The following is a 15,442-nucleotide window of genomic DNA, read 5'->3' as shown; positions in this document are numbered from 1 at the left end:
ACCAGATCAGTCGGGGGCGTCGTTCTGGAACTGGAACTGGACCCGCGCGGTCGAGTCGTCCGGGACGACGAGCGTCGTCGCGCTGGCCGACCACGTGTCGGGCACCAGGAACATCGCGTCCGGTCCCTGCACCAGGAGCCGCAGACCGCGGTACCGGTAGCGCGGCTCGTCGGTGCGAGCGGCGCACTCGGCGTCCGGTCCGTCGGCACCGGCCGGGAAGCACAGGTCGTCGGGCGGCGGGACCGTGTTCTGCAGCCGCATGTCCTGCGGCGTGTCCAGGATGACGGCGGGAAGCTCGTCGAGAGTGCGCGCGATCTCGTGCGCCCGGCCCGTGCCGGCCCACTCGGCGGCGGTGGACACGGACCAGAGCGTCGCGACGATCGCCATGGCCCACAGGGTCGCGACGAGTCCGGGCAGGTGCGCAGGCGCATGCCGCAGCCCGACGGCGGCGACGACCGCGCCGAGCGCGATCGCCAGGGTCGAGACGAGCTCGAGCTCCGGCGTGCGGTCCCGCCACCACGGGTAGGCGAGCAGGAGGGCCAGACCGATCGCGATCACGACGCACCCGACGAGCACCGCACGCCGCGCGAGCGCGACCACGCGTGCCATCCCGACGCCGCTCGGCCCGCCGGCCTCCGCGATCGCCGCGTCCTGCCGCCGGATCGCGGTCACGCGTCGCTCGACGCGGGTCACCGCCGCGGTCGCCCCGACCGACGCCGCCGTCAGGACGAGCAGCGGGAGCACGAGCGGCTGCGGGCTGCGCAGCACGAAGTCCTGCGTGGTCAGGCCGATCGTGGCCACGTCGACGCCGAAGTACGCGAACTGCGCGCTCGTGAAGACGTACCCGAAGTAGAACAGCGTCGCGCTGACCACCGTCAGTGGCGCCGCCACCTGCGTCGCGAGGCCCAGCCACGACGGGAGCGCGCGCGGCCCCTCAGCCATCGGTCGACCCGGTCGTCGGCTCGGATGCCGGTTCGGTCGTCGGTTCGGTCGTCGGCTCGGGCATCGGTTGTTCGAGCGTCGGTTCCGGGCTCGCCGACGAGGAGGTGTCGGCCGGCTCGTCGGGGACGAGGCCGTCGGGCGAGAACGGCAGGACCGCGCCGGTGGCCGTCTCGAACTGCGCGACGAGGTCCGCGCACGCATCGTCGTCGAGCGGTGGCCCGCAGGTGAACGTGCCGGCCACGCTCACCTGCGGCAGGTCGGCCGGGTCCGCCGCACCGTCGTGCACGAACCCGAGAGTGCAGCTGGTGGCGTCCGGGCCGAGGGTCGGGCACGCCGCGTCGGGGCAGCCCGTGGCGTCCAGCCGCCAGGCCGTCGTCGTCGAGAACGTGGCGCCGGTGACCTCGAAGGTGACCCCGTCCACGAGCTCGGGAGCGCCGGTCTCGGTGACCCACGAGTAGAAGAGGCACGCGGTGGTGAGGTCCGCGGCGAGCACCACGGTGCCGTCCCCGGGTGCGGCGTTGGTGAACGCGGGCTGCGGGCCGAGCTCGGGAAGCGGCGACTCGAGGCCCGTGCGGGCGGGCTGCGGCTCCTGGACGGGTGGCGGGCTCGGGGCAGCCGTGGTGGTCGGGTCGTCACCGGTGGAGCCGTCCGGGGCCGACGAGCACGCGGCGAGCGGCCCGAGGGCGACGAGGACGGCCGCGACCAGGCATGTCGCGATGCGGGAGGCGGTCGCGCTGCGCGCTCGTCGCCGTTCGGTCAGGTGCGATCGCATCATCTCGCCCACCTCCGTGGGTGCGTGGACCTGCTCGAAGCAGAGGAGCACGCCGCCCCGCCCTCAGATACGACGCACCGCCGGTCGGTGAGCCCCGGGGTGAGAATGGCCCGGTGCCTCCTCGACGCCGAACCGACCCGGTGCTCGGCCGCGCCGCGCTCGCGGCCTGGCGGGCCGATCCGCGTGCGGCCGACGTGACGGACCGACGGACCGCGGTGCGGTTCACGCTCGAGGAGCTCGCGGACGTGGCTCCCGGCAACGCGGTCGAGGTGCGTGTCCCGCCGGACGGAGCGGTGCAGGCGGTGCAGGGCCCGCGGCACACGCGCGGCACGCCCCCGAACGTCGTCGAGACCGACCCGCAGACCTGGCTCGCGCTCGTCACGGGCGCGCTGGCCTGGGCGGACGCGGTCGCCGACGGCCGGGTGCGCGCATCCGGCGAGCGGGCTGACCTCACCGCCTGGCTGCCGCTGCAGGCCGCGCGGCAACGCTGACCTAGGATCCTGGGGTGCCTTCCGACCCCCAGATCTCCGACGAGCACGCGTCCGACGAGCACGCGCCCGACGAGCAGCCCGTGCCGTCCGAGGCCGAGCTCCAGCGGATCGCCGAGCCGGCCAGAGTGCGGCGCGCGCCCAAGTACAGCGTCTTCATCGGCGTGGGGGCTGTGGTCGGCATCGTCGTCGCACTGCTCCTGACGCTGTTCCTCGGCGAGGGAGACGAGGCCGACGGCGCCCAGGACGGCCAGTCGTCGTCGGTCGCCTCGGGGCAGGGGTTCATCTCGTTCCTCGACGGCCAGGGCACGATCCGGTTCGTCATGGCGCTCACGGGCGGGGTCGTCGGCGGCTTCGCGGGCGGCGCGCTCGCCGTCGCGGCGGACCGCCGCAGCCGTGACCCGCTCGCCTGACCGCCAGGTCGATGTGCGACCATAGGCGCGTGGCCCCCCGCGCTGACGGACGACTGAACCACGACCTCCTCCCGGACGAGAAAGGCCCCCAGGACGCCTGCGGCGTCTTCGGTGTCTGGGCTCCCGGTGAGGAGGTTGCCAAGCTCACCTACTTCGGTCTGTACGCGCTGCAGCACCGCGGCCAGGAGTCGGCCGGCATCGCGACGAGCAACGGCACCCAGCTCCTCGTCTACAAGGACATGGGTCTGGTCTCGCAGGTGTTCGACGAGACGGCGCTCAACGCGCTGCAGGGACACATCGCGATCGGCCACGCGCGCTACTCGACGACGGGCGCGAGCAACTGGGAGAACGCGCAGCCCACGCTCGGCGCGACCGCCGCGGGCACCGTCGCGCTGGGGCACAACGGCAACCTGACGAACACCGCCGAGCTCGTCGACCTCGTCGCGGAGCGCTACGGCAGCCAGCGGCGCGGCGAGCTCGCGCGGGGCAACACCACGGACACGGCGCTGATCACGGCGTTGCTCGCGGGCGACCCGGACCACACGCTCGAGGCCACGGCGCTCGAGGTGCTGCCGCGCCTGCACGGGGCGTTCTCGCTCGTCTTCATGGACGAGCGCACGCTGTACGCGGCGCGTGACCCGCAGGGCGTGCGCCCGCTGGTGCTGGGCCGGCTCGAGCGCGGCTGGGTCGTCGCCTCGGAGACGCCGGCGCTCGACATCGTCGGCGCGAGCTTCGTGCGGGAGATCGAGCCGGGTGAGTTCATCGCGATCGACGCGGACGGGCTGCGCTCCTCGCGGTTCGCGACGAGCGACGTGCGCGCGGGCTGCATCTTTGAGTACGTCTACCTCGCCCGTCCGGACACGACGATCGCGGGCCGGTCGGTGCACGCGGCGCGCGTCGCGATGGGTCGCCGCCTCGCGGTCGAGCACCCCGTCGAGGCCGACCTCGTCATCCCCGTGCCGGAGTCCGGGACGCCGGCGGCGGTGGGCTACGCGCAGGCGTCGGGCATCCCGTTCGGGCAGGGGCTGACGAAGAACGCGTACGTCGGCCGGACGTTCATCCAGCCGAGCCAGACGCTGCGCCAGCTCGGCATCCGGCTCAAGCTCAACCCGCTGCGTGAGGTCATCCGCGGCAAGCGACTCGTCGTCGTCGACGACTCGATCGTGCGCGGCAACACCCAGCGCGCGCTCGTGCGGATGCTGCGGGAGGCGGGCGCCGCCGAGGTGCACGTGCGCATCTCGTCGCCCCCCGTGAAGTGGCCGTGCTTCTACGGCATCGACTTCGCGAGCCGGGCCGAGCTGATCGCCAACGGCCTGGCGGTCGACGAGATCGGCGCGTCGCTCGGCGCGGACTCGCTCGGCTACATCTCGGAGGAGGGGCTCGTCGCGGCCACGGAGCAGCCGTCGAGCCAGCTCTGCACCGCGTGCTTCTCCGGGCGCTACCCCATCGAGCTGCCGCCCGCGGACCGGCTCGGCAAGAACCTGCTCGAGCAGAACGAGCTTCCGCTCGGCGCGCCCGAGGACGGCCTCGTCTCGATCCTTCCCGGCGCCGGCGGCGCCACGGCCCTGGAGCACCCGTGACCGACGCGACCACCGCACCGGCCCCGCTGACCTACGCCGCGGCGGGCGTCGACACCGAGGCGGGCGACAAGGCCGTCGAGCTCATGAAGGAGGCTGTGCGTGCGACGCACGGCCCGCAGGTGCTCGGCGGCGTCGGCGGCTTCGCCGGACTGTACGACGCGACCGCACTGACCCGTTTCCGCCGGCCGCTGCTCGCGACATCCACCGACGGTGTGGGCACCAAGGTCGCGATCGCGCAGGCGCTCGACGTGCACCACACCATCGGCTTCGACCTCGTCGGCATGGTGATCGACGACATCGTCGTGGTCGGCGCCGAGCCGTTGTTCATGACGGACTACATCGCGACGGGCCGCGTGGTGCCCGAGCGCATCGCGGACGTCGTGCGCGGCATCGCGGCGGCCTGCCAGGTCGCGGGCGCCGCGCTCGTCGGCGGCGAGACCGCGGAGCACCCGGGCCTGCTCGCGCCCGACGAGTACGACGTGGCCGGTGCCGCGACGGGTGTCGTCGAGGCCGACGAGCTGCTGGGCCCCGAGCGGGTGCGCGCCGGTGACGTGCTCGTCGCGCTCGCGTCCAGCGGCCTGCACTCGAACGGCTACTCGCTCGTGCGTGCCGTGGTCCGCCAGGCGGGCTGGGGGCTCGAGCGGCACGTCGACGAGCTCGGCCGGACGCTCGGTGAGGAGCTCCTGGAGCCGACGCGCGTCTACGCGGCCGACTGCCTCGCGCTCGCCCGCCGTGCCGGGGTTGCCGGACTGCACGCCTACAGCCACGTCACGGGCGGGGGACTGGCGGCGAACGTCGCGCGCATCCTGCCCGCCGGCCTGGTCGCCGAGGTCGCGCGTGGCGGCTGGGTGCTGCCGCCCGTGTTCACGCTCGTGCAGCAGCTCGGTCAGGTGCCGTGGACGGACCTCGAGGGCACGCTGAACCTCGGCGTCGGCATGGTCGCGGTCGTCGCGCCCGATGCGGTCGACGGCGTGCTCGCGCACGCCGCCGAGATGGGGCTGCCGGCGTGGGAGCTGGGCCGCGTGCGCGACGCCGACCCGCAGACCGACGTCCCGGGCGCCCCCGGCTTCGTCGCGGGCACCAAGGGCGTCGCCGGCGGAGCCGTGCAGCTCACGGGCGCGTACCGCACCGCCTGAGACCGCACCGTCTGAGACCGGAGCGCCTGAGACCGGATCGGCTGAGACCGGACCGCCTGAGACTGCACCGGCTGAGACCGGGCCGCCTGAGACCGGGCCGGCATGAGACCGGACCGGCTGAGACCGCACCGGCTGAGCACAGTGCTCCGCCCGAGCGCTTACGCGGAGCCGTCAGGCCACGTGCGAAGGCGCCGCGGCGAGTGACGCGCGCTCAGCGCTCGTCGTCGATCCAGCGACGGTAGTCGTCGTCGTCGTCGTCCGAGGGCGCGGCCACGGACGGGCTGCGTCGATCGAGATCGTGGTGGCTGTGCGACGTGAGCTCCTGCTCGAGAGCTCGGTAGTTGGTGTCCGGGCTGAAGTACTTCAGCTCCCTGGCCACCTTCGTCTGCTTAGCCTTCTGACGGCCGCGCCCCATGGCATCGACCCCCTCTTACGTGGAAGCGGGGCGGCTCCGTGCTTGCACGTGCGGCCCCGGGGTGCTGAATCGTCTCTTCGTGCGGCAACGGTACATGCTCGCCGCGTATTCCGGCCACTCGCACCGACGCGACGCGGGTCACGTCGGTCGGTGGACGGGCCGACTCGGAGCGGGCGCCCGCGGCGGTTCGCCGCGCGAGGGCGATTCGTCCGGTTTACGGTGAGTCGTGTGCGCGCTCACCTGCAGGTTCGTCGTTCCGCAAGTCCCGTGTGTACGCTTTTGTAACGAAATCGTGTCCCGGAATGCACTCTATGTGCAGTCTGGCCATGCTAGAGGGAGCGTGGTTCGGGAGTCCTCGGGGCGCGTGCACGAACAGACTTTCCGGGCGAGCCGGAACCGCCGACCCGACCCGTCGCACGCCAGGAGGCATCCCGTGACCGTCAAGCCAGCACCCACCGAGAACCTGCTGACACCCTCGGAGGTCGCGACCCTGTTCCGGGTCGACCCGAAGACCGTGACCCGTTGGGCGAAGTCGGGCAAGCTCTCGTCGATCCGCACGCTGGGTGGGCACCGCCGCTACCTCGAGTCCGAGGTGCGTGAGCTCCTCACGGGCGTCCCGCAGCAGCGTTCCGAGTGAGTCAGTTCGGGGTGAGTCAGAAGGGCGGCGTGCCGCACTGAGGGGCGGTTCGTCGTCCCACGAGTGATCGGCGCGTGAGGCTGATCACCCCTGAGTCAGTCCCGCGTCAACCCCGTGCGCAGCGCGTCGCCGTCAATCGCGACCGCGTGCGCGCAGGTTCCAGACCACGCTCGACGCGACGACCACCACGACCGACGCCAGCACGATCCGAGCGCGACGACGCGCCTGCGGGTCGGCGTCGCCGGACACCGCGTCCGACACGAGTTGCTGCACGTTCGTTCGCGCGCTGCGCACGAGGTTCCGCGGCGTCAGGCGGCCGGTGAGTTCGTCGATCGTCTCCGCGAGCGCGAGGCGCGTCGCGGCGACGTGCGCCTCGATCGCCTCCATCTCGGGGGTGCGGAACGGCGGCTGCAGTGCGGCGGTCGTGTCCGCGTCAACGGTGGCGTCGCCCGGCTCCCGGTTCGCTCCGTGGTGTGTGCTCACGACGCCAGCCCGCCCTTCAGGGTCTCGATGTCCTCGTGGACGCTCTCGATCGCCGAGGTCGGCGCCGAGGCATGCTCGAGCCGCCGGCGGCCGAGCAACGCGAGCACGGCGATCACGATCAGCAGCACCACGGTCACGATCAGCGCGGACAGCCACAGGTCGACGACGAGCGCGAGCGCGATGATCGCCGTCGCCAGGATCGCCGGGATCACGTAGAGCGCGAGCAGGCCGGCGGCGGCCAGCAGGCCGGCCCCGGCGCCGGCGACCTTGAGCCGCCCGGTGACCTCGGCCTTCACCAGGTCGATCTCGGCCCGGATCAGGCGCGAGGTCTGTTCGCTGAGGTCGCTGAAGAGCTGGCCGAGCGACTTCTCGGGTGCCGGCTGCTTGGTCATGCTCCGCCTCCTTCGAGGGGTGCTGTGGGTCCTGACGTCACAGTCTGGTGGTTGGTTCCCGTCCACCGCGAGGCGAGCGGGCGACCGACCGGTCGATCAGCCGGTCGATCAGCCGGTCAGTCCGCCCAGGGGTGGACCTGCTCGCCCGCGGGGTGCAGCGGCTCCTTGACCCGGCTCACCTGGAACGGTGTGGACCTCGGCAGGTGGTTGCGCGCCCAGGCGGCGAGCCCGGCGCCGATGAGCACCAGCGCGATGCCGACGAGCAGCGCGGCGAGCCACGGCTCGACGACGTGCGCCAGGCCGAGCACCGCGGAGGTCGCGAACAGTGCGAGCCCGAAGACGGTGCTGAGCGCGGCTGCCGCGAACGCGATCGCGGACGGGCGCACCTGGACCGCGCGGGCCCGCACGCTCACGCCGACGGCGTCGATCTCGGCCTGGATCGCGTCACGGACGCGGTCCTCGGCCTGCTCGATCTTCTCGCGTGCGCGGTCGGCGATCGGGTCGGTGATCCGGTCGAACAGGCTGCGGTGCTTGTCGGGACCAGGGGTGGTGGTCACGTCTTTCCTCCAGGACGGGTGGCGTCCCGCCAGCCTAGTCAGCGGTGGGGTTGTCGTGCCGGGACTCCGGTCCGACAGGCGGCGGTCGCGGATCGGTGCGCGGCGGTGCGTCCTGGGCCGGGCCGCCGGCCGCCGCGGGCGCCAGGGTCCGCGCGAACAGCGGGAACGCCACGACGGTGATGACACCTCCGCCGACCAGGCACGCCGCGATGGAGGTGGACATCGAGCCGTCGTCGACCGCGATGCCCGTGAGTGCGACGAGCAGGGGCAGCGTCGTCGAGGTGTACAGGCCGAGGCGGACGCGGTCGCGAGCGGGCAGCCGCCCGCGGTACCAGAGCAGCCCCGGAACACCGCGCGCGACGAGGATGATCAGTGCGAACACGACGGGGAGCAGCGGGTTCTCGACGATCGCGTCGAGGTCGAGCCCCATCCCCGACGACACGAAGAAGATCGGGATGAACACGCCCCACCCCACGACGTCGAGCTTGCGTTCGAAGTCGTGGTTGTCCGCGGGTGCCCACGATCGCAGCACCATCCCGGCGAGGAACGCGCCGAGCACGGCGTCGAAGCCCATGGCCGTGGCCCATGCGAGCAGCGCGACGAGCAGCAGGAGCGTGAACCTCATCTCACCCTGCCCGGTCCCGTCGCCGAGCGGTCGCACGATCGCCTGCACGCGGGCGAACGTCGGACGCCGGCGGGCCAGCGTGAGCCAGACCACGCCCGTCGAGAACAGCGCGAGCGAGACCAGCGCCCCGGCGGTGCCCTTGGTGCCGAGGAACAGCGCCATCGCGACGATCGGCGCCAGCTCGCCGAGCGCGCCGTTCGCGATCACGTGCCCGCCGAGGGTGGTCCGGGTCAGGCCTTCGTCGCGCAGGATCGGGACGAGCACGCCGAGCGCGGTCGTCGTACCCGCGATGATCAGCGGCAGCCACGCCGAGACGGTGACGAACTGCGCCAGCAGCGCCACGAAGGCGAGCCCGATGACCGCGGAGGTGAGCCACGAGACCGCGGCGAGCCGGCCCTCGGGGCGGCGGCCGATGCCGGGGTCGATCTCGTAGCCCGCGAGCAGGAACAGGAACCCCATGCCGAGGTCCGAGAGCAGCGCGACGTCGGCCGCCGACGACAGGTGCAGGACCTCCGGACCGATCAGTGCACCCCCGACGAGCAGCACGACGACCTGCGGCAACCGCGACCTGGCCGGCATCGCGGCGACGACGACGAGCGCGATCGCGGACACGGCCACCACGGGCAGCAGGCGGGCGAACTCCATGGCGGCTCCAGGTGCTCGGGACTCGGCCCATTGTGGCGCGCGCGGCCGGGGAACCTGGGAACGACGAAGCCCCGCCGGCTGCTGCTGGCGGGGCTTCGTGGACGGTGGCTCCGACGGGCGTCGATCCCGTGACCTCACGATTTTCAGTCGTGCGCTCTACCAACTGAGCTACAGAGCCGCGGGGCATCCCCCAACGACGACGCCGGCCACGAATGACCGGCGCTTGTCGAGCGACCCCGACGGGACTTGAACCCGCGACCTCCGCCGTGACAGGGCGGCGCGCTAACCAACTGCGCTACGGGGCCTCGTGATGAGACCTTTCCACACACGTACTCGTACCCCCAACGGGATTCGAACCCGTGCTACCGCCGTGAAAGGGCGGGGTCCTAGGCCGCTAGACGATGGGGGCGTTCCGCCCCTGACGTCGAGGCGTCGGATGACCGGTGTAGAGCATACGGTCTGAGCCCCGGAACTCCAAAGCGGGCTCCGGGACCGCGGTCGGACCGGCCCGACGGGCGGTCCGACGACGGTCCGACGGGGGTCCGACTGAGGTCCGAGGGGGGCCGACCGGGCAGGATGGGCACCATGGTGGAGATGTCGCGCGAGGAGTTCGAGGACGCGGTCCGCGACGCGCTCGACGAGATCCCCGACGAGCTCGCGGCGATGATGGACAACGTCGTCGTGCTCGTGGAGGACGACCCGCCGCCGGGCGAGGACCTGCTCGGGCTGTACGAGGGCACCCCGCTCACCGAGCGCACGTCGTTCTGGGCGGCCGGCTCGCTGCCGGACCGCATCACGATCTACCGCAACCCCACGCTCGAGCTGTGCGAGGACCGCGACGACGTCGTCGAGGAGGTCGCCGTCACCGTGGTCCACGAGATCGCTCACCACTTCGGCATCGACGACGACCGCCTCCACGCCCTGGGCTGGGACTAACCCCCACCCCCTACCGCGCGCCCAGCCACCACCCCCCGCAGCGCGCCCACCCCCCGCCGCGCGCCCACCCACGCGCCGCGCCGCCCGTCAGTGCAGGGATCGGTGCAGGTCTCGGCGGGTGGGCCGTGCGAGTCCTGCACCCACAGCTGCATCGACGGGCTCGTCGCCAGCTTCGGCACTGACTCGTCGGGCGGGCGGCGCGGGTGCCCGCGCGGTTCGTCGGGGCTGGTGGGCGTGGGTGCAGGGATCGGTGCAGGTCTGGGCGGGTGGGCCGTGCGAGTCCTGCACCCATGGCTGCATCGACGGTTCGACCGGCGCCCTGCACTGGCTTGCCGTGGCGGGCGCTCGTCGGTGTGTGCGCGGGTCGGCGGGGCCGGTGGGCGGGGGGCAGGGATCGGTGCAGGTCTCGGCGGGTGGACCGTGCGGGTCCTGCACCCATGGCTGCATCGACGGGTTCGTCGCCAGCTTCGGCACTGACTCGTCGGGCGGGCGGGCGCGGGTGCCCGAGCGGTTCGTCGGGGCTGGTGGGTGTGGGTGCAGGGATCGGTGCAGGTCTGGGCGGGTGGGCCGTGCGAGGTCTGCACTGATGGCTGCATCGATGGGTCCGACGGGTGGTCGGCTCCGTCATGCCGGGGCTGGTGGGCGGGGGTGGGTGGGGGTCGTCGGGGTGGCGGGGATCGGTGCAGGGGTCGGTGCAGGTCTGGGTGGGTGGACCGGGCAGGTGCTGCACTCGTAGCTGCATCGACGGGCTTGGGCTGCGTCGGCGGGCTTGGGCTGCGTCGGTGGCGTTGGGTGCATCGGCGGGGTTGGGGTGCGTCGGGGGTTTGGGGCTGGTGAGGGTGCGTGGATGGGTGGGGGCGGGGCGGGGCGTTAGGGTCGGGCGCATGGTGCGGGTCGGGGTGGTGCTGCTGCCCGAGGAGCGGTGGGTGCGCGATCGTGCGCGCTGGCGGCAGGTCGAGGACTGGGGCTTCGACCACGCGTGGACCTACGACCACCTGAGCTGGCGCTCGCTCGCCGACGGCCCGTGGTTCGCGACGGTGCCGCTGCTCGCGGCTGCGGCCGAGGCGACGAGCAGGGTCGCGCTGGGCACGTTCGTCGCGACGCCCAACTTCCGGCACCCGGTGCCGTTCGCGAAGGACGTGCTCGGCCTGGACGACGTGAGCGGCGGCCGGCTCCTGCTCGGCCTCGGCTCGGGCGGGACCGGCTACGACGCGTCGGTGCTGGGGCCGCCGCCCACGCCCGGCGAGCGCACCCGACGGTTCGAGGAGTTCGTCGCGCTGCTCGACGCGCTGCTCACGCAGGACCGGACCAGCGCGCAGGGCGAGTTCTACACGGCCGACGACGCGCGCATGGTCCCCGGCACGCTCGCGCGGCCGCGGCCCCCGTTCGTCGTCGCGGCCGCCGGCCCGCGCGCGATGGCCGTGGCGGCCCGCTACGGGCAGGGCTGGGTCACCTACGGCCCGAGCTTCGCGCCCGACGAGACCGCCGCGGACCCGGTCGCGGCCCAGGACCGCTGGTGGGACGGCGTCGCCGGCCAGGCGCGCGCGTTCGACGACGCGCTGGCCGCGCACGGTCCGGCGGACGCGCCCGCGCCGCGGCGCTACCTCAACCTGGACGGGGCGCCGGTGTTCTCGCTCGCGTCGGTCGAGACGGCGCTCGAGGGGATCGCGCGGGCGCAGGCCCTGGGCTTCACCGACGTCGTCGTGCACTGGCCGCGCGCCGACGGCGTGTACGCGGGGGACGTCGCGGTGCTCGAGGCCCTCGCCGGCCGTCGGCCGCCCGCGTCGGCGTGACGGTGCCGATCGGACAGGGCGTGCCGGCCGGACAGGGCGTGCCGTGGGTGCGGTGAGCGCGGGGCTGCTGCTGCACCGGGCCGGGGTCGCCGGGCCGGAGGTGCTCCTGGTGCACATGGGCGGCCCGTTCTGGGCTCGTCGTGACCGGGCGTGGAGCATCCCCAAGGGACTCGTGGAGGCAGGGGAGGACCCGCACGCGGCCGCGCTGCGGGAGTTCGCCGAGGAGCTCGGAGTCGCTGCGCCCGCCGGTGTGGACGTGCCGCTGGGCGAGGTGCGGCAGTCCGGAGGCAAGGTGGCCGTCGCGTGGGCGCGCGCGGCCGACCTCGACGTGGGCGACGGGGTGCTGCACGGCAGTACCGCCGTGATCGAGTGGCCACCGCGGTCGGGCCGGAGCATCGAGGTGCTCGAGGTCGACCGCGCCGCGTGGTTCACGGTGGACGAGGCGCGCCCGCTCGTCGTCGCCGCGCAGACCGAGCTGCTGGACCGGTTGGTTACGCACGTCACATCGGCCGGGGGCCAGCCAGACTTGCACTAAGTGCAGTTACGGGCGCACTCTGGACCGGTGAGCACGCAGCGGTCCCGCCGGGACACCAACCACGACGCCCTCGCGGTCGTCGCCTTCGGGCTGGCGCGCGAGCACGGCCTGGACGGCTTCACGGTCGACGACGTCGCACGCGAGGCGGGCATCTCGCGGCGCACGTTCTTCAACCACTTCGCCGCCAAGGAGCAGGCGGTGTGCGAGTTCGCCCGGATCCACCTGCGCGCGGTGCTCGACCAGGTGATCGGGTCGTCCGAGCTCGTCGGGTGCGACCCGCGCGAGATGATCGACGCGGCCATCCGGGTCCTGCTGTCCCCGCCGCTCGTGGCGGACCTGCGCGCGCTCGCCGCGCTCGCGAAGGCGCACGTGACCCTGGTCCCGTACCTCGCGGTCGTGCAGCACGAGGCCGCCGACCAGGTCGCCCATCTCATCGAGAGCGTGCCGCCGCCCGGCGGCGAGGAACCTCTCGCCGACCTGCCGCTCGCCGTGCGCCGCGTCCTGCTGTTCGCCATCCCCGGCGCGGTGCTCGCCGCGGTGTCGTCGGTCTACGTCGGCCGCTACCCGCTGCGCGAGATCGACGGTGACGTGCCGGGAGCCGTCAGCACCGACGAGATCATCACCGCGCTGCGCCTCCTGCTGCCCGACACCACCCCCGCCGTACCTGCCTGACGGACGTACCTACCTGACGCACGTGCCTGCCTGACCTGCGTACCTGGCTGACCCCCACACCTGCCTGACCATCCCACGAACCTCTCGGAGCCCCTCGTGTCCTCGTTGTTGTACCGCCTCGGCAAGTTCGCCTACCGCGCTCGCGGTCGCGTCCTGCTCGGCTGGCTCGTCGTCCTCGTCGGCGTCATGGCGGCCCTCGCAGCGAACCCGCCGCAGACCTCCGCCGAGTTCACCATCCCCGGCACGCCGTCCCAGGAGGTGCTCGACCAGCTCGCGACCGCCATGCCGGCGTCCTCCGGGGGATCGGCGAGCATCACGTTCGTCGCTCCGGCCGGTGAGCGGCTCGACACACCCGAGCGGGCCGCCGCGATCGCGGCGGTCGTCGCCGATCTCGCCGACGTGCCGAACGTCGTGACCGCCGACGCCGCGCAGCAGCAGGAGGTCCCGGAGGACCTGGCCGCCGCGCTCACGCCCGCCGGCAACCTCACGATGGGTCCGCTGATGGACGGCGAGGCGCCCGTGACCGGGGTCTCGCTGTCGTCGGACGGCTCCGTCGCGGTCCTCAACGTCTCGTTCGACGACCAGCTCATCAACGTGCCCGAGGAGTCGACGGCCGCGGTCGTCACGATCGCCCAGGAGGCGACCGACGAGGGCATCACCGTCCTGCCGAGCGAGCAGCTCACGCAGGAGATGCCGGCGCCGTTCGGACCCGGTGAGGGGATCGGCCTGCTCATCGCGGCGATCGTGCTGTTCATCACGCTCGGCTCGCTCGTCGTCGCGGGTCTCCCGCTGGCCACGGCCATCGTCGGCGTCCTCGTCGGCGTCGGTGCGGCCTACGCGCTGTCCAGCGTGATCCCCATGACCTCGATGACCCCGGTGCTGGCCCTGATGATCGGGTTGGCGGTCGGCATCGACTACGCGCTGTTCATCGTGAACCGCACGCGGCGGCTGATCCTCGAGAAGGGGCTCAGCGCGCACGAGGCGACCGGCCGCGCGGTGGGCACCGCTGGTTCCGCCGTCTTCTTCGCCGGCCTGACCGTGCTGGTCTCGCTGTCCGCGCTGTCGATCGTCGGGATCAAGTTCCTCACGGTCATGGCGCTGATCGCCGCCGGCACCGTGGCGATCGCGGTGCTCGTCGCGCTCACGCTGCTGCCCGCGCTGCTCGGCTTCGTCGGCGACCGGGTGGTGCCGGACAAGCAGCGCGCGGCGTACGCGGCCCGCTCGGCCGCCCGCGGCTCGGACGACCCGCACGGCCCCGCGACCCGCTGGGCGCAGGGCGTCGTGAAGCACCGTTGGCTCGCGACCGGTGGCGTCGTGGTGGTCCTCGGCGCGCTCTCGCTGCCGGTGCTCGCGATGAACCTCAACCTCCCGTCCGCGGCGTCGGCCAACCTCGACTCGGTCGAGCGCCAGGCGTACGACGCGACCGCCGACGCCTTCGGCGAGGGTCTCAACGGCCCGCTGCTCGTCGTCGCCTCGTCGGACCAGGCCCTCACGCCCGACGAGATCGCGAACGCGCGTGACGCGCTCGTCGAGGTCGACGGCGTGGCGTCCGTGATCCCCGGCGGGATCTCGCAGGACGGCACGCTCGCGATCTACACCGTGATCCCGACGACCGGCCCGACCGACGCTGCCACGGCCGACCTGGTGAACGAGCTGCGCTCGGACGCGACCGCGCAGGCGGCGGGTACCTCGATCGGCGTCACCGGGGTGACGGCGATCAACATCGACATGTCGAAGGTGCTCTCCGACGCGCTGGTGCCCTACCTCGCGATCATCGTGCTGGTGTCGCTGGTGATCCTCATGCTGGTGTTCCGCTCGATCTTCGTGCCGATCACCGCGACCCTCGGCTTCGTCCTGACGATCGGTGCGGCGCTCGGTGCGACCACCGCCGTGTTCCAGTGGGGGCACCTGCACCAGCTGTTCGCGTTCGACACCCCCGGCCCGCTGCTGAGCTTCCTGCCGATCATCGTGACGGGCATCCTGTACGGCCTCGCGATGGACTACCAGGTGTTCCTGGTGTCCTCGATGCGGGAGTCGCACGTGCACGGGCACCCGGGCGTCAAGGGTGTCGTGCACGGCTTCCATGGCGCGGCCCGCGTCGTGGTCGCCGCGGCGGTCATCATGGTCTCGGTGTTCGGGTCGTTCATCTTCGGCGACGAGGCGATGATCAAGCAGATCGGCTTCACGCTGGCGTTCGGCATCCTCATCGACGCGTTCGTCGTGCGCATGACGCTGATCCCGGCGGTCATGGCGATCGCGGGGGAGAAGGCGTGGTGGCTGCCGCGCTGGCTCGACCGCCTGCTGCCGAACCTGGACGTCGAGGGCGACAAGCTCGTCCGTCAGCTCGAGGCGCAGGTCGCGGCCGAGGAGGCCACCGAGCCCGGGCGCGAGCCGGCCACCGTCTGACGCGCTGCCCCGCGA

General features: G+C 73.0%; 17 protein-coding genes and 3 tRNA genes. 10 read left to right on the top strand and 10 right to left on the bottom strand.

Annotated features, from left to right (window positions below; translation table 11 throughout):
• Window positions 1-6: 6 nt before the first annotated feature.
• Both CCO02nite_RS12915 and CCO02nite_RS12910 read right to left on the bottom strand, forming a co-directional pair.
• Entirely contained in the window at window positions 7-942 is a 936-nt protein-coding gene (locus CCO02nite_RS12915; protein WP_146843562.1) for a hypothetical protein, read from the bottom strand.
• Complete coding sequence (locus tag CCO02nite_RS12910) at window positions 935-1,717, bottom strand: hypothetical protein (protein WP_146843561.1); 783 nt, start codon at window positions 1,715-1,717, stop codon at window positions 935-937. Before CCO02nite_RS12910 ends, CCO02nite_RS12915 begins: the two co-directional genes overlap by 8 nt.
• Window positions 1,718-1,827: 110 nt before the next feature.
• Between CCO02nite_RS12910 and CCO02nite_RS12905 the strand changes: the two genes are divergently transcribed.
• From CCO02nite_RS12905 to purM, 4 genes are read left to right on the top strand one after another with little or no spacing between them, the layout of a single operon-like run.
• The gene (locus CCO02nite_RS12905) at window positions 1,828-2,205 is read left to right on the top strand and encodes a sterol carrier family protein (RefSeq protein WP_146843560.1); all 378 of its coding nucleotides are present in this window, start codon (window positions 1,828-1,830) and stop codon (window positions 2,203-2,205) included.
• A gap of 14 nt (window positions 2,206-2,219) precedes the next feature.
• On the top strand, window positions 2,220-2,615 hold the full coding sequence (locus tag CCO02nite_RS12900; protein WP_246117539.1) for a histidine kinase: 396 nt from the start codon (window positions 2,220-2,222) through the stop codon (window positions 2,613-2,615).
• A gap of 29 nt (window positions 2,616-2,644) precedes the next feature.
• Window positions 2,645-4,195 (top strand): amidophosphoribosyltransferase, encoded by a 1,551-nt coding sequence (purF, locus tag CCO02nite_RS12895; protein ID WP_146843559.1) that lies wholly within the window; start codon window positions 2,645-2,647, stop codon window positions 4,193-4,195.
• Window positions 4,192-5,331, top strand: a complete 1,140-nt coding sequence (gene purM / locus CCO02nite_RS12890) for a phosphoribosylformylglycinamidine cyclo-ligase (protein ID WP_146843558.1) — start codon at window positions 4,192-4,194, stop codon at window positions 5,329-5,331. The genes purF and purM overlap by 4 nt, the downstream gene beginning before the upstream one ends.
• A 211-nt stretch (window positions 5,332-5,542) precedes the next feature.
• On the opposite strand, the gene CCO02nite_RS12885 is transcribed toward purM, so the two are convergent.
• The gene (locus tag CCO02nite_RS12885) at window positions 5,543-5,746 is read right to left on the bottom strand and encodes a DUF3073 domain-containing protein (protein WP_146843557.1); all 204 of its coding nucleotides are present in this window, start codon (window positions 5,744-5,746) and stop codon (window positions 5,543-5,545) included.
• Window positions 5,747-6,179: 433 nt separating this feature from the next.
• On the opposite strand from CCO02nite_RS12885, the gene CCO02nite_RS12880 reads away from it, so the two are divergent.
• The gene (locus tag CCO02nite_RS12880) at window positions 6,180-6,383 is read left to right on the top strand and encodes a BldC family transcriptional regulator (protein WP_146843556.1); all 204 of its coding nucleotides are present in this window, start codon (window positions 6,180-6,182) and stop codon (window positions 6,381-6,383) included.
• Between the two features lie 132 nt (window positions 6,384-6,515).
• On the opposite strand, the gene CCO02nite_RS12875 is transcribed toward CCO02nite_RS12880, so the two are convergent.
• The 7 genes from CCO02nite_RS12875 to CCO02nite_RS12845 all read right to left on the bottom strand — a co-directional run bounded on the left by CCO02nite_RS12875 (window position 6,516) and on the right by CCO02nite_RS12845 (window position 9,494).
• On the bottom strand, window positions 6,516-6,866 hold the full coding sequence (locus tag CCO02nite_RS12875) for a DUF3618 domain-containing protein (protein ID WP_146843555.1): 351 nt from the start codon (window positions 6,864-6,866) through the stop codon (window positions 6,516-6,518).
• Complete coding sequence (locus tag CCO02nite_RS12870) at window positions 6,863-7,258, bottom strand: phage holin family protein (RefSeq protein WP_146843554.1); 396 nt, start codon at window positions 7,256-7,258, stop codon at window positions 6,863-6,865. Before CCO02nite_RS12870 ends, CCO02nite_RS12875 begins: the two co-directional genes overlap by 4 nt.
• Before the next feature lie 116 nt (window positions 7,259-7,374).
• A complete protein-coding gene (locus CCO02nite_RS12865; protein WP_146843553.1) occupies window positions 7,375-7,815 on the bottom strand; it encodes a phage holin family protein in 441 nt (146 codons plus the stop codon).
• 34 nt (window positions 7,816-7,849) lie between these two features.
• Window positions 7,850-9,085: a cation:proton antiporter gene (locus CCO02nite_RS12860; protein ID WP_146843552.1), complete on the bottom strand. Its 1,236-nt coding sequence runs from the start codon at window positions 9,083-9,085 to the stop codon at window positions 7,850-7,852.
• Window positions 9,086-9,190: 105 nt separating this feature from the next.
• Window positions 9,191-9,263: transfer RNA gene (locus CCO02nite_RS12855), tRNA-Phe, on the bottom strand.
• A 53-nt stretch (window positions 9,264-9,316) separates the two neighbouring features.
• Window positions 9,317-9,390: transfer RNA gene (locus CCO02nite_RS12850), tRNA-Asp, on the bottom strand.
• Between the two features lie 31 nt (window positions 9,391-9,421).
• Window positions 9,422-9,494, bottom strand: a tRNA-Glu gene (locus CCO02nite_RS12845).
• 176 nt (window positions 9,495-9,670) lie between these two features.
• Here CCO02nite_RS12845 and CCO02nite_RS12840 point away from each other — a divergent pair.
• The 5 genes from CCO02nite_RS12840 (at window position 9,671) to CCO02nite_RS12820 (ending at window position 15,427) form a co-directional block, all read left to right on the top strand.
• On the top strand, window positions 9,671-10,021 hold the full coding sequence (locus CCO02nite_RS12840; protein ID WP_146843551.1) for a metallopeptidase family protein: 351 nt from the start codon (window positions 9,671-9,673) through the stop codon (window positions 10,019-10,021).
• A gap of 884 nt (window positions 10,022-10,905) precedes the next feature.
• The gene (locus CCO02nite_RS12835; RefSeq protein ID WP_146843550.1) at window positions 10,906-11,814 is read left to right on the top strand and encodes an LLM class flavin-dependent oxidoreductase; all 909 of its coding nucleotides are present in this window, start codon (window positions 10,906-10,908) and stop codon (window positions 11,812-11,814) included.
• A 52-nt stretch (window positions 11,815-11,866) separates the two neighbouring features.
• Window positions 11,867-12,349, top strand: coding sequence for an NUDIX hydrolase (locus CCO02nite_RS12830; protein WP_307724051.1), 483 nt, complete (start codon window positions 11,867-11,869; stop codon window positions 12,347-12,349).
• Window positions 12,350-12,376: 27 nt separating this feature from the next.
• On the top strand, window positions 12,377-13,021 hold the full coding sequence (locus CCO02nite_RS12825) for a TetR/AcrR family transcriptional regulator (RefSeq protein WP_146843548.1): 645 nt from the start codon (window positions 12,377-12,379) through the stop codon (window positions 13,019-13,021).
• Window positions 13,022-13,117: 96 nt separating this feature from the next.
• The gene (locus CCO02nite_RS12820; RefSeq protein WP_146843547.1) at window positions 13,118-15,427 is read left to right on the top strand and encodes an MMPL family transporter; all 2,310 of its coding nucleotides are present in this window, start codon (window positions 13,118-13,120) and stop codon (window positions 15,425-15,427) included.
• The last annotated feature ends 15 nt before the right edge of the window (window positions 15,428-15,442 follow it).

Origin of the sequence: Cellulomonas composti, assembly GCF_007990245.1 — a bacterium.
Lineage (GTDB): Bacteria > Actinomycetota > Actinomycetes > Actinomycetales > Cellulomonadaceae > Cellulomonas > Cellulomonas composti.
The sequence above is the reverse complement of the archived record's forward strand: the minus strand, read 5'-3'. Positions and strand labels throughout refer to the sequence as shown.

Coding starts and splice junctions, on each gene's coding strand:
- CCO02nite_RS12840 (WP_146843551.1), top strand. CDS start 9,671: ATGGTGGAGATGTCGCGCGAGGAGTTCGAGGACGCGGTCCGCGACGCG.
- CCO02nite_RS12835 (WP_146843550.1), top strand. CDS start 10,906: ATGGTGCGGGTCGGGGTGGTGCTGCTGCCCGAGGAGCGGTGGGTGCGC.
- CCO02nite_RS12910 (WP_146843561.1), bottom strand. CDS start 1,717: ATGATGCGATCGCACCTGACCGAACGGCGACGAGCGCGCAGCGCGACC.
- CCO02nite_RS12885 (WP_146843557.1), bottom strand. CDS start 5,746: ATGGGGCGCGGCCGTCAGAAGGCTAAGCAGACGAAGGTGGCCAGGGAG.
- CCO02nite_RS12915 (WP_146843562.1), bottom strand. CDS start 942: ATGGCTGAGGGGCCGCGCGCGCTCCCGTCGTGGCTGGGCCTCGCGACG.
- CCO02nite_RS12870 (WP_146843554.1), bottom strand. CDS start 7,258: ATGACCAAGCAGCCGGCACCCGAGAAGTCGCTCGGCCAGCTCTTCAGC.
- CCO02nite_RS12860 (WP_146843552.1), bottom strand. CDS start 9,085: ATGGAGTTCGCCCGCCTGCTGCCCGTGGTGGCCGTGTCCGCGATCGCG.